This is a genomic window from Parashewanella tropica (assembly GCF_004358445.1).
Lineage (GTDB): Bacteria > Pseudomonadota > Gammaproteobacteria > Enterobacterales > Shewanellaceae > Parashewanella > Parashewanella tropica.
Map to the genome: position 1 here is coordinate 2,611,357 of NZ_CP037951.1, position 13,633 is coordinate 2,624,989.

Consider the following 13,633-nt stretch of genomic DNA (forward strand, 5'->3'; position numbering starts at 1 on the left):
CAATGAGGAACTCCTGTGACCACTCCTACCTCTCTAAGCTATAAAGACGCTGGTGTTGATATTGATGCTGGTAATGCTTTGGTTGATAACATTAAATCAGCGGTTAAACGCACTCATCGCCCAGAAGTTCTGGGAAATCTAGGTGGTTTTGGTGCTTTGTGTGAACTGCCAACCAAGTATAAGCACCCTGTTTTGGTTTCAGGAACCGACGGCGTAGGGACTAAATTACGTTTGGCCATCGATTACCAAAAGCATGACTCTGTGGGTATCGATTTAGTCGCTATGTGTGTGAACGACTTAATCGTTCAAGGTGCTGAGCCACTTTTCTTCTTAGATTATTACGCTACAGGTAAGTTAGACGTTAACACCGCGACCTCAGTCGTAAACGGTATTGCTGAAGGCTGTCATCAATCAGGCTGTGCTCTCATTGGTGGTGAAACCGCTGAAATGCCTGGAATGTATGAAGGCGAAGATTATGACCTAGCAGGCTTCTGTGTTGGTGTGGTAGAAAAAGAAGAAGTGATTGACGGCAGCCAAGTAAAAGCAGGCGATGCACTTATTGCGTTAGCTTCAAGCGGTCCTCACTCAAACGGTTATTCATTAATTCGTAAAGTTTTAGAGGTTTCTGGTGCTGATCCAAAACAAGATCTTGCAGGCAAGCCACTTATTGACCATCTACTCGAACCAACTCGCATTTATATCAAGCCGCTATTAAAACTGGTTGAAGAGTCTGAAGTTCATGCTATGTCTCACATCACAGGTGGCGGTTTCTGGGAAAATATCCCTCGTGTACTTCCTGCGGATTGTAAAGCGGTCATTGACGGTAACTCTTGGGAATGGCCTGTTATTTTTGATTGGTTAAAAGACAATGGCAACATCAGCGAATTTGAAATGTACCGCACTTTTAACTGTGGTGTCGGTATGATTGTTGTGCTACCTGCTGAAAAAGTAGACGAAGCGCTAACTTTATTAAATTCAGAAGGTGAAAACGCTTGGTTAATTGGTACTATTGCAGCACGTAATGGTGACGAAGAACAAGTGGAAATCCGTTAATGGACTCAGAGCAAAAAAACTGCCGAATTTTAGTACTTATTTCTGGCAGTGGTAGTAATTTACAAGCCATCATTGATAGTTGTGACGACCACTTACAAGGTGAAGTCGTGGGCGTTATCAGTAATAAACCTGATGCATACGGTTTAATTCGTGCTCATAATCACGAAATTGATACCAGCTGTGTAATCGCACATAAAGGTGAAGAACGCAGTGATTATGATGCCCGCTTAAAAGTGGCTATTGACCGCTATCAGCCAGACTTGATTGTTCTGGCAGGTTTTATGCGTATTTTAACACCTGAGTTGGTTAATGCTTATCTAGGAAAGATGATAAACATTCATCCTTCACTTCTGCCTAAATACCCAGGTCTAGATACTCATCAGCGTGCGATTGACGCAGGTGATGTTGAACATGGAGCTAGCGTGCATTTCGTTATTCCAGAACTTGATGCAGGTCCTACGATTCTTCAGGCTAAGGTTCCCGTTTATCAAGAGGATACCGCTGAAGAGCTTGCTCAACGAGTCCATCAGCAAGAACACGCAATATATCCGATGGTAGTGAAATGGTTCAGTCAGAATCGTTTAGCGATGGATAATGGTCAATGTTATCTAGATGGTCAATTATTGGGTAAGCAAGGCTACGCTCCAGATTGAGTTCCTATATTCCATAAAAAAAGAGGCTTATGCCTCTTTTTTTGTATGTTTCTCATGAAGAGAATTTAATTGGTAACAATCCTATAAAGAGCCTATTTTTAACGTAATAGAAAGCGTTAAATAACTCCCCCCTATATGTTAAATATGTACAGCACAATCCCTCGGGCTGTATCTGGTTTTGCCAGTGAGTCAGAGCTTAAGCAAGCAATGCCCAAACCCATCTCTGGTAATGCAGAGCTCTTCGTTATAGAAGAAGGTGATTATTTAAACATAAGACCTTTAGCAGCAACCAATGAACCGTTAGTGAAAAAGCACTGGAAACAACACCAACCTCACTTTCCATCACAAGTATTAACCAAAGCACATGACTTATATTGCCAATTAGCTTCAAGTGAAGTTGAAGATCAATTGAAACCTTCTATTTTCCATGAATTAGAATCTCTCGCTATTCCCTCATACCGAAATCAATTCAGGCAAAGAGTACACAATGATGAGTATGGTGAAATCACTACTTATCAGATTGGTTTATTAGAATTTTCGGTGTTAAAACTTGAAGTTAATCAACAGGAGCTCCAAGAGCAACTACAGCAAGATATTGAGGCAATCGAAAAAGAAGTTGAGGAAGCCGGAGAAGATAAAGCAATTAAACATAAATATAACCAAGCACAAAAAGGCGAACCAATAGATCAAATGACTGGAAGCCTACGGACGTTTGATTTAGACATGGAAAGGAATCTCAACACAATCCATATACTCGAAGAAAGGCATCACGCAACCCTTGAAGAGGTTGTGACTTTTTTAAATCAAGAACGCTTTGCTGCCGAAGCGACACTCAGTCAAAAACTATACGGAACGGTTATGGCTGCCCTAAGGCACAAAGAAGGTCTCCCCGTTAAATTCTTTGGTTGTGTCGGGCCCAGCCATTTTACTTATCGGTACTCAAGATCAACAGCTGAAGAACTAGCATCACAACTCCATGTGAAAGTCGAATGCTATAAAGACTTTTGCTTTAATACCCAAGAGCAAAAAATAGAGCTTCTCAAAATAGAGCGCAACGCACGCTCCACTAAGTCAATGCAAATTCAGCTGACATTACTTTTTGAAGGACGAAAAGTCAGTGTAATAAAAGCAGTTGTTAACTGTGGTGATGATTTAGAATCACATCATCTCAATCATATCCTGCCTCTGAGTGAGTAATATTTATTGATAACATTATCAGCGCTGGTTTCAATTAAATCCAAGACCAACTCAAAACCATCTTCAACACCATAATATGGATCTGGCACTTCTTGATAATCACTGTCAGAAAATGACAACAATAACTTTAATTTATGTCGATATTTGATTGGGCAAATCATCTGTAAATCTTGTAGATTTTCTTTATCAGCCGCAAGTATAAGATCAAAATCCGCAAAATCGTTTGACACTACTTGTCTAGAGGTAATTCCTGAAAAGTCGTATCCACGTTTCTCACCAGCAAAACGAGAACGAGGGTCAGGTAACTTGCCTTGATGAAAACCTATGGTTCCCGCACTATCCAATTTGGCATCTATACCAGCTTGATGAAATTTCTGTCGAAAAACAGCTTCTGCAGTAGGTGAACGGCAAATATTGCCCATACAAACAAATAAAATCGATTTCATGGTTATATACTAACTAATTCCTTTTGCTCGACCTTAACGGTAAATGGAGAGAGATTCAACAAGGGTGATCTCCCTCAGACAACACAACTGAGGAAGATCAGGGGGAAAGTCGGGAATTTATATGTCGTTACTGCTTGGCAGTTAAACTTTTTTTCATGTCAGGGCTTAACTGTAGGGTTACCCTTCTATCAAACACGTTATTTTCTAACGTCTGCTCTTGATGAATAGGCGCAGAATCACCATAAGCTTTTGTCGTAAGGCGTGTTTTATCTACTCCAAGGCTTACCAGTACAGACTTTACTGACTCAATCCGCTGCTCTGACAATTTCTGATTGAAATCGCTTTGCCCTTGTCTGTCAGCAAATCCACTTAAATCTAAAGTAAGTTCAGGCTGAGATGTCATTAACTTAGCTACTTCTTCAAGTTGCTTTTGATACATAGTCTCAACTTGAGCAGAACCCGTTCTAAATTGCACATTCAAGCCTAAATCTAATTGCTTTAAGGTCTTCATTTCACCTAACTGCTGAAGTTTATTTTGTGCTAAACGGTACTGATTCGATAAGTGCTTATAATCTTGCTGCTGTTGTTGCAATTGTGCCAATTTCATTTGTTGTTGCTGTAACTTAGCATCTTGATTATTGAGTTTTTCTTCATCAGCAACACTTTTACCTATAACGCCTCCAGTTATAGCACCAATCACAGCACCGATAGGCCCTCCGACCGCTGCACCAAGTAGTAGACCAGAACCTAATCCAACTAACTGCTCTTGCTGTCCATGTTCTTCTTGAGTTGATGCTACCGCCATATTACTGGTAACGATTGAACCAATGATTAGTGTAGAGATAAGTGCCTTTTTCATAATGTGCTCCATGTATGCGATTTAAATTCGATTTCGTTTCGATGGAGTAATTAAAACAAAGCAAATTGGCAGCTTTCGGGAGCAAAAATGATCAATTCAATATCAAATGTGGCAGAAAAATGGCTTTTTCTTCAATCCGCAGATTTTTCATAACTTTTTCGGTATATTGCTTTAAAACCTCTAAAAACAAACACCAATGAAACGCATAGCTATCGTAGAAGACGAAACCATTATTCGCGAAAATTATAAAGAACTGTTAGAGAACCATGGTTATCACATTCAAGACTTTGCTAATCGCGCATCAGCTATGCAAGCATTTGAAATAAGATTACCCGATCTCGCCATTATTGATATTGGTTTAGAAGATGAATTAGATGGTGGTTTTATGTTGTGCCAATCACTCAGAGCCATGTCCCCTACTTTGCCGATTATTTTTCTCACAGCTCGAGACAGCGATTTTGATGTAGTTAGTGGTTTAAGGCTTGGTGCAGACGATTACCTCAGTAAAAACACTAGCTTTCCTCACTTAATGGCTCGTATCGCAGCATTATTTCGTCGTAGCGACTTAACTTCTCAAACTAAGCATGAAATTATTGAAGTTAATCACCTCCAACTTGATCTTGATAAGATGACAGTGCAATGGCAAGGACAAACTTTAGAACTAACGGTTACTGAATTTTGGATGTTACATGCATTAGTGAAACGCCCCGGTCATGTTCGCAGCCGAAATGATCTAATGTCTGATGCCAAAATCTATGTCGATGACAGCACCATTACTTCTCATATAAAACGGATCAGAAAAAAGTTTATTACAGTTGATGCTGACTTTGATCACATCAGTACCGTATATGGCATGGGTTATCGCTGGAATCAATAATGCGAAAAATGCTTTCTTTAAAATTTCCTAGATTTAATCTGAGAATAAAGTTTCTCGTCATAGTGCTATTTTTATCCGCCTTACCATGGTTTGGATACCGTTACTTTAATGAGCTTGATGTCTACTTAAAACAAACCCAATTCCATAATTTATCCAATACTTCTCAAGCCGTCGCAACAGCATTACAGCAAAGACCAAAGCTATTCGAGCGGTTAAACTTTTCCCGAGATAAAATTCAGCCTAAAGATTTTTATTTATATCAGCTCAAACACCCTGTTAATTTCACAGGAAATACTACTGACTGGCAGCATTCTCAAATCCAAGAGAAAGTATTTAGAGGAGAAAATAAGGCAGATAAAGCCATTGTGCATCTTGGTCAATTTGAAGGCCAAATTTATATGAGTTTTGATATTAGCGCTCCGAATTTAGCGCTAAACTTTAATTCACCTTCCCCGTATTCCAGTCAATATTTACAAATATCCACAATAAAAAATCAGCACTTTAGCCGATATTTACTGACATTTTTAGCAGGAGGTGAACTAAAAGGGTTTTCTTTACCCAATGAGCCTGCAATGATAACTCCTTTAACTCCTGAGCCTGATATTGAAGGGAACTGGATACAAACCCCAAATGGAATGTTGCTTCAAGTGAGCTTTTCAAAAGGACTTTTAGGTGAGTCTATGGCCTTTGAAAGCTATTTCCACACTATCTATGCCAGCCGCAGCATTTCTTCAAGCTCAGTTAACTCACCATTCACCTTAGGACGGTTGATTGAACCTAGTAATGACATCGAGCAAATCATAGATTCATTAGATAATACTGATTCAAGAATTTGGGTACTCAATCATGCAGGACAAGTACTTGCAAAAGGCGGTGAGATACATGAATCGGGACAAAACTGGAGCTCAGGCATCAATAAACCTTCTTATGTTCCTGACTTCTTAAAACCTATCTACTCTTGGTTTATAGGCTCTCCAAATCAAAATTTTATCGACCCCAATCGTCAGCAAATCCAGTTTGATGACCCTATGACTCAAAGGGCATTAAAAGGCTTTAAAGGTCAAGCGGAAATAGGCATAGCTAATTCTGATATGGAACTGCTATCAAGCGCTACTCCAATTTGGCATCAAGGTATTGTTGTAGGTGCCGTATTAGCGCAACAAACCACACAAGGTATACAAGATTTACGTAGCCATGCTATGACATCGTTACTTAATACCGCATTAATTGTCACCTTGTTAGCCAGTACTAGCATGTTGATTTTTGCAACATCAATCTCACGCAGAATCACTCGTTTACGAGATCAAGCAGAGTCAGTTATTGATTCCGAGGGCAAAATACAAGCTATTGACATCGATAGTCGACAAGCTGATGAAATTGGGGACTTAACTCGCAGCTTTTCAAGCATGTTAAATAGAGTGGAAGGCTATAATCATTATCTGGAAAACATGAGTTCTCGCTTATCCCATGAGCTAAGAACGCCAATCACTATTGTTCGATCATCGCTTGAACATCTTGAATATAAATTTGCTAATGATGAGTTCGAAACAAAGTATCTAAGTCGTGCCCAGCAAGGGTTACAAAGATTAAATGGCATCTTAAATAGTATGACTGAAGCCACTCACCTTGAAGCTACGCTTTCAAATGAACAAAAAGAGTCTATAAATTTAAGCGAGCTTATCAAGCAATTAGGTGAAATGTATCAGCAGATATATTCCCAACACCAAATCAAAGTCAGTGTTGAAGATAAAGAACTGTATATTTCAGGAATCGCAGATCACCTTGCTCAAATGTTGGATAAAATCATTGCAAACGCTAGCGAATTTGCAAAACCTGAAACAGAAATTGCTATTGTGCTAAAACAAAAAAGTGGTACTGCCATTCTATCCATTTCAAACTACGGAATTCCACTTCCAGAAGGTATGGAAACCGATATTTTTAATTCGATGGTGTCGATAAGAACTTCAGATCCACAGAAAACACATTTGGGATTAGGGCTATACATATCCGCCATGATTTGTCGTTTTCATAACGCCAATATCACAGCGTTTAATGACAGAGACCAGCATAAGGTGACTTTTGAGATTAAATTTCCTCTCATTTAGACGGTTGTTGATCTAGTTCACCTATAAAATTAGATTTATCTAATATAGTGTCTGTATACAAATAAAAAGGATTTGGATATGGACTTTATACTTTGGGCGACAAAAGAAAACCCATGGGTAGGTATGATCATCGGCCTGCTTTTTTTCTTATTTTTGTTTCTGATCAAACCCACTGTAATGTGGTATTTTTCCCTCAAAAACAAAGAAAAATAGCGTAGTTGTTCTTCACATTTACTCGTGAGCTTCTATAAAGACCTAAATAACCTGAGCTCTGCATAAGCAAACCTCTACAGCTCAGGTTAAATACGTCCAATACAAGCATTTCTTGAAGAAGCCCTTTAACTTTTAGCTAAAAAACATTGTCATAAAACTGCAACAATGCTCATACTAGTATCATGGTAAATTATTGTTAGCCCAAGTTTTTCTATGGGTTTCAAGAATTACCATTTAGGGAATCCTAAGTTCAAAACTCAATCCCACGTTGTTAAAGGAATTACTCTCGTGTCAAAAATGATCAAGCATACTATGTCTAAAGAGCTGTCTTGGCTTTCATTCAACGAACGTGTATTACAAGAAGCCTGTGATAAAAATGTTCCACTCATTGAGAGAGTTCGATTTTTAGGCATTTTTTCAAGTAATCTTGATGAATTTTTTAGAGTTCGTGTTGCAGAGATCAGACGTGCGATTCTTATTGATAATTTCAATCAAGATAAAATGCAGCATAACCAAACTTTGATGAACCTTATTCAAGACAGGGTGCTGGAATTACAAGAACGATTCGACAAAAACTACAACGAATTGATGAGGGAACTGGCAAGAAAGAATATTTTTCTCATTAACGAATTTCAATTGTCTTATTTTCATCAATCTTGGTTAATGACCTATTTTAAAGATCATTTGAAACGTCATATTTCACCAATTATTGTGAGTAAAAGTAGAGACTTAACTCAACAAATTTCTGACGGTGTCACCTATCTTTGTATCTGTTTATATTCCGATAAAAAACGCACCTATAGTCTCATTGAAGTACCAACAAAAAGCGTGCCTCGTTTCGTAAAGTTACCCGTTGAAAGCACAAAATCTAAAAAGCATCTAATCCTACTGGATAACATTATTCGTTTTTGTGCCGATGAACTTTTCAGGCCTTTCTTTGAATACGATGATATCGATGTTTATGCCATGAAGCTCACCAAAGACGCAGAGTTTGATATCACAGATGAATTGGATTACACCCAGTTAGAGCGCATGTCTAAGGGATTGAAAAAGCGCTTAACCGCTGAGCCAGTAAGGTTAGTGTATGACCGTGAAATGCCTGATCACATGCTGCAAATGCTGAAATCCAGACTAAAAATTAGCTCTACTGAATTCTTGGTCGCTGGTGGTCGATATCATAACTTTAAAGACTTTATGGCGTTTCCTAACCCAAGCCGTAAATATCTAGAATATGAAAAGCTCCCTGCAATTCATAGTAATCTTTTTGATCAATCTCCCAATGTATTTGAAGCTATTGCACATAATGATATTTTACTGAATTACCCTTACCACAAATACTCGTACGTCACTGAGTTTGTACGTCAAGCGGCCTACGATCCTGCGGTTAAGTTTATTAATATTTCTCTTTACCGTGTTGCCAAAAACTCCCGCATCATTCAATCATTAATAGATGCCGTAAATAATGGCAAAAAAGTGATGGTTATTCTGGAGCTCAGAGCGAGGTTTGATGAAGAAGCTAACATAGAATGGACGCGTAAATTGGTCGAAGCTGGTGTTTCAGTTCACCACGGGATCCCAAGTTTAAAAGTACATTCAAAAATTTGTGTTATCGGTCGCCATGAAGCCGATCAAACCCGTCTGTATTGTCATATTGGCTCGGGTAATTTCAATGAAAAAACCGCCAAAGTTTACACTGACTTTTCACTATTTAGTGCCAACCAAGAGATCGCGGAAGAGGTTCAGCAAGTATTTCATTTGATCCAACACCCTTACCGTCAAGATAAATTCAATCATTTAATCGTTTCACCCTACAATTCCCGAAAAAGCATTTATCGGTTAATCGAAGCCGAAATTACTGCGGCTAAAAACAATAAAAGAGCCAGTATCACACTCAAAGTTAATAACTTGGTTGATAAGCAACTTATCCGAAAACTCTATAATGCATCTAATGCTGGGGTTAAGATTAAGCTATTGGTACGTGGTATGTGCTCTTTAGTACCTAAAATACCCGAGCAAAGCCAAAATATTGAAGTCGTTAGTATTGTAGACCGCTTTTTAGAGCACTCTAGGATCATGGTCTTTCATGCAGGGGGAGAACAAAAAATGTTCTTATCTTCTGCTGATTGGATGACAAGAAATATTGATAATCGTATTGAAGTAACCACCCCGATATACGATTCTAAACTGAAAAAAATGCTTTCAGATATTCTCAATATCCATTTTAGTGACAATACTAAAGCAAGAATATTGAATGCTGAGCAATCAAATCCTTACCGTAGACGTGGCAATAAGAAAAAAGTGCGTTCGCAACAAGCCATCTATGAATATTTGATTGATTATGAGGCTAAAATCAAACAAAGTTTAAATGAGGTAAGCAGTGAGTAACGATCAGGTTTTACAAAAGCATTTTGTTGCTATTGATATGGGCTCAAACAGCTTTCATTTGGTCATTGCAAGAGAGCAAGATGGTAGCCTGCAAATCCTTCATAAAGAAAAACAGCAAGTAAAACTCGCACAAGGGTTGAACGACAAAAATGAATTGTCACAAGAAGCAATTGAACGAGGTGTTAACTGCTTAAAGGATTTTTCATTGCGTTTTTCTGACTTGAAACAAACACAAGTGAGACCGGTAGCGACCCATACTCTTAGAGTCGCTACCAACGCAGAAGCTTTTTTACAAGCCGCCAGTAAAGTATTGCCCTACCCGATCGACATTATCTCTGGTCACGAAGAAGCACGATTGATTTATAGTGGAATTGCGCAAAATCAGATACTAACTCAGCGTAATTTAGTGATTGACATCGGTGGTGGATCAACTGAAATCGTTATAGGAAAAAAGACCAAACCTACGCACCTATCTAGCCTTAGATGTGGCTGCGTGAGTTTCCATGAACGATTTTTCCATCATGGTGAACTCACTAGAGAGCATTTTAAGGCCGCAATGAAAGCGGCTGACAAACAGCTTGCCACTTTATCTAAGGATTATTTCAATACAAATTGGACAATGGCTCTTGGTAGCTCAGGTTCCGTTAAAGCAATAACTGAAGCCGTTAAAGAATTGTGCGGTGAGTCAACGCTTACCTTAAAAAACTTAAGAGCCTTAAAACAACACCTGCTCAATTTTGAACATATTGATCAAGTCAGCTTTGTTAATGTTGAAGACAGACGAACGCTTTTAATCCCCGCGGCACTATCAATATTGATCAGTTGCTTTAAACGACTTTCTATCCAGCATTTAGAGTTTGCTCAAAGCGCATTAAGAGAAGGAGTGCTATACGAACTTGCTAAAATTGGTCAGTATCAGGATGTTCAACAAAGAACGGTTTCCAGTACAGCAAAACTGTACCATGTAGACTTTAACCATGCTCAAAAGGTCCATAACATGGCCATGGATTTATTTGAGCATGTCGCTGACGATTGGGGAATACGAGACCAAGCAAGATTACTTGGGTTTGCTGCGAGCCTTCATGAAATTGGTATTCATATCAACTCACGTCAACACCAACGACATGGCAGCTATATAATTAGTAACAGTGACTTACCGGGATTCAGTGAACAATTACAAAATGATTTATCCATTCTGATTGCAAACCACCGTAAAACACCATTACTTTCTCCTTATCAATCATTAGAAACCCAACATAAGCAGCAACTTGTCTACTTAACTTGTATTTTAAGAATTGCGGTACTGGCTAACTTGGGGCGCATTGGGCGTAAATTTGATTTTAACAACGCTCAGGCGAGTAACCATAAACTTACTCTTTCATTGCCAAATGCCACCAAACAAAACCAACTCTTTATTAAAGATCTTCGTAGAGAACAAAAGCGTTTGGCCTTGTTAAATATTGAGTTAGAATTGCGTTAACAATGCTCGGCGTGTGAAATACAAGTAAACACATTAAGAAGCAATAGTGTGATAAGACAACCGTCCGTGACAGGAGGTCACGGTCGTAAGCACATGGACGTGCGTTTCTGTTGGTGTTCACACTATTGCTTCTTACAGACCGCTCCCTATTTAGAAATATACAAAGCAGTATTATGACAATCCCATTACTTTATTCATTTCGACGTTGCCCTTATGCCATGCGGGCTCGCTTAGGTCTCTTAGCCTCACAAGCTCAAGTAAGGCTTAGAGAAATTGAGCTCAAAAATAAGCCGCAAGCCATGTTAGATGCTTCGCCTAAAGGCACTGTACCTGTAATGATAGTGACCGAAGGCATGGATCAACGAGTCATTGACGAGAGTTTGGACATAATGCTTTGGGCACTATCAAACCAAGACCCACACAAAATCCTTGGAGAAGATGGAGAGCATACTCAATCTACATTAGCCCTGATTGAACAAAACGACCAAAAGTTTAAGTATTGGTTAGACAGATATAAATATGCCGATCGCTATCCTGAACATTCACAAACTTATTATCGTGGTCAAGCGTGCGAGTTTTTAAGTGAACTAGAGCAGCTTCTTGAGCAAAACCAATACCTACAAGGTTCGCAGCCTAGCTTGGCCGATATTGCGATTTTTCCGTTCATCAGGCAATTTGCTTTTGTTGATAAACCTCAGTTTGATGGCTTACCCTACCCTAAATTACAACGATGGCTAGAACTGTGGTTAAACCACCCATGGTTTGAAAAAACTATGGAAAAGTACCAACCATGGCTTCAACAAGAACAAGAATACCTTTTGGGTGAATAAGGAAAAACAGTGAGTACGGCATATTCTCTATATACATTGATACTGTTGAGCATCTTATTAACCCATGCTTGTTTTGCCATTGGTGCTGCAGTATCAAGCATACGGTTATCTTCACCTCATAAGATACTCTGGTCGATATTAAGTCTTATATTTGGACCACTTGGCTATTATGCCTATAAAGCCACCATACCTTATGCATTGATTGTTGAACCTGAACAAAAAGAAGCAAAGATGTGATATATTGAAAAGCTATAAGCAATCCCATTAGCTTATCTCTCCTTCCTTAATTTCATTTTTTCATCAGGCTTGATATGAATAACGCATCAGCTATTTCAAAAGTTTTTTTGATCCCATTATTGGCCGCCATTACTGCCATTACACCTTTGGCAATTGATATGTATCTCCCTGCCCTTAAGGCAATCGCAGGTTCACTCAACACAGATGTAATCGAAATTCAGCAATCTTTAAGTACCTATCTAGCAGGTTATGCTGTCGGGCTAATGTGCTTTGGCTATCTTGCCGATAAGTTGGGGCGGCGCCCATTAGTAATTTTTGGATTGTTTAGTTTTTCAATCATTAGCTTTTTTCTTAGCAAGACCACTGAGCATGATATGTTTTTCTTGCTTCGATTTTTGCAAGCATTTGCGGGCTCAGCCGCTACGGTTGTGATCCCCGGCTATATCAAAGACATTTACGGAAAAGATACTGCTAAGGGCTTGTCTTACGTCAGGCTAATAATGATGGGAGCACCGCTCGTCGCACCAGCCCTTGGTACTTTTATTTTACAAAGCTATCACTGGCACATGATATTCATTGTACTAGCCATTTATAGTGCACTGATGTTTACCATAGTGTTTTGGAAGTTAAAGTTACCCAGTGATAAGGATAAGTCTATAAGAACCGATAAAACCTTATTTGGTGCTTATTACACAGTGTTAAACCAAAAAGAAGCTCGTCCATATATTGCTTGTAGTGTACTAAGCTCATTAGCATTTTTTGGCTATTTAACGGCGTCTTCATTTATTTTGATGGAGGTGTTTGGCGTTTCTGCTGAGATGTTTGCATTACTGTTCAGTTTAAATGTCGGCTCATTAATGGCTGCCAACATTTTAAACTCGCGATTGTCATCTCGTTTCGGTGCCAAACGAATGCTCAATGCCGCTGCAATTCTGGGAATTGTTTCAGGCATGGGTATGGTATTGATTAATTTAATCGGCACAAACTATATAGGTATGATGGCTTTTACCATGCCTTTTTTGGCTAGTTTAGGTATCGTTTCAGTAAGTTGTGACGCTTTGGTGCTTATGAAATTTCATAAAGAAACCGGAAGCGCATCTGCTGTTGTAGGTACACTTCGCTTTGCCTTTGGCGCGTTAGCAGGACCAATATTAGCTTTCTTTTATACTGGAACAGCAATGCCATTTTCTATGCTGGTACTTACTACGGTTATTTTAATTTATATCTTGCAACTTAGAGCTGATAAAAAAACCACAAAAAAAGCCCTTGCTGATTAGAAAGGGCTTTTACCATTCGAA

At 38.9% G+C, this 13,633-nt stretch carries 13 protein-coding genes; 11 read left to right on the plus strand and 2 right to left on the minus strand.

Features of this window, described 5'->3' with window-relative positions; genetic code table 11:
• Nucleotides 1–15: 15 nt before the first annotated feature.
• The 3 genes from purM (at nt 16) to E2H97_RS11510 (ending at nt 2,903) form a co-directional block, all read left to right on the plus strand.
• Entirely contained in the window at nt 16–1,053 is a 1,038-nt protein-coding gene (gene purM / locus E2H97_RS11500) for a phosphoribosylformylglycinamidine cyclo-ligase (protein ID WP_133407271.1), read from the plus strand.
• Nucleotides 1,053–1,706, plus strand: a complete 654-nt coding sequence (gene purN / locus E2H97_RS11505) for a phosphoribosylglycinamide formyltransferase (RefSeq protein ID WP_133407272.1) — start codon at nt 1,053–1,055, stop codon at nt 1,704–1,706. The genes purM and purN overlap by 1 nt, the downstream gene beginning before the upstream one ends.
• Before the next feature lie 144 nt (nt 1,707–1,850).
• Nucleotides 1,851–2,903 (plus strand): hypothetical protein, encoded by a 1,053-nt coding sequence (locus E2H97_RS11510; protein ID WP_133407273.1) that lies wholly within the window; start codon nt 1,851–1,853, stop codon nt 2,901–2,903.
• On the opposite strand, the gene E2H97_RS11515 is transcribed toward E2H97_RS11510, so the two are convergent.
• Together E2H97_RS11515 and pdsO are read right to left on the minus strand one after the other, a co-directional pair.
• Complete coding sequence (locus tag E2H97_RS11515) at nt 2,879–3,349, minus strand: low molecular weight protein-tyrosine-phosphatase (RefSeq protein ID WP_133407274.1); 471 nt, start codon at nt 3,347–3,349, stop codon at nt 2,879–2,881. The genes E2H97_RS11510 and E2H97_RS11515 overlap by 25 nt on opposite strands.
• A 127-nt stretch (nt 3,350–3,476) precedes the next feature.
• Nucleotides 3,477–4,208, minus strand: coding sequence for a sortase-associated OmpA-like protein PdsO (pdsO, locus tag E2H97_RS11520; RefSeq protein ID WP_133407275.1), 732 nt, complete (start codon nt 4,206–4,208; stop codon nt 3,477–3,479).
• A gap of 196 nt (nt 4,209–4,404) precedes the next feature.
• Here pdsO and pdsR point away from each other — a divergent pair, with 196 nt between their 5' ends.
• From pdsR to E2H97_RS11555, 8 genes are all read left to right on the plus strand, one after another.
• Nucleotides 4,405–5,085 (plus strand): proteobacterial dedicated sortase system response regulator, encoded by a 681-nt coding sequence (gene pdsR, locus E2H97_RS11525; RefSeq protein ID WP_133407276.1) that lies wholly within the window; start codon nt 4,405–4,407, stop codon nt 5,083–5,085.
• Entirely contained in the window at nt 5,085–7,190 is a 2,106-nt protein-coding gene (locus E2H97_RS11530) for an ATP-binding protein (protein ID WP_133407277.1), read from the plus strand. The genes pdsR and E2H97_RS11530 overlap by 1 nt, the downstream gene beginning before the upstream one ends.
• A gap of 78 nt (nt 7,191–7,268) precedes the next feature.
• On the plus strand, nt 7,269–7,403 hold the full coding sequence (locus E2H97_RS19055) for a hypothetical protein (RefSeq protein WP_281279910.1): 135 nt from the start codon (nt 7,269–7,271) through the stop codon (nt 7,401–7,403).
• 297 nt (nt 7,404–7,700) lie between these two features.
• Nucleotides 7,701–9,788: a polyphosphate kinase 1 gene (gene ppk1, locus E2H97_RS11535; protein WP_133408629.1), complete on the plus strand. Its 2,088-nt coding sequence runs from the start codon at nt 7,701–7,703 to the stop codon at nt 9,786–9,788.
• Between the two features lie 37 nt (nt 9,789–9,825).
• Nucleotides 9,826–11,268, plus strand: coding sequence for a Ppx/GppA phosphatase family protein (locus E2H97_RS11540; RefSeq protein ID WP_133408630.1), 1,443 nt, complete (start codon nt 9,826–9,828; stop codon nt 11,266–11,268).
• A gap of 173 nt (nt 11,269–11,441) precedes the next feature.
• Nucleotides 11,442–12,098, plus strand: coding sequence for a glutathione S-transferase (locus E2H97_RS11545; protein WP_133407278.1), 657 nt, complete (start codon nt 11,442–11,444; stop codon nt 12,096–12,098).
• Between the two features lie 9 nt (nt 12,099–12,107).
• The gene (locus E2H97_RS11550; protein WP_133407279.1) at nt 12,108–12,335 is read left to right on the plus strand and encodes a hypothetical protein; all 228 of its coding nucleotides are present in this window, start codon (nt 12,108–12,110) and stop codon (nt 12,333–12,335) included.
• Nucleotides 12,336–12,409: 74 nt separating this feature from the next.
• Nucleotides 12,410–13,612: a multidrug effflux MFS transporter gene (locus E2H97_RS11555; protein ID WP_133407280.1), complete on the plus strand. Its 1,203-nt coding sequence runs from the start codon at nt 12,410–12,412 to the stop codon at nt 13,610–13,612.
• The last annotated feature ends 21 nt before the right edge of the window (nt 13,613–13,633 follow it).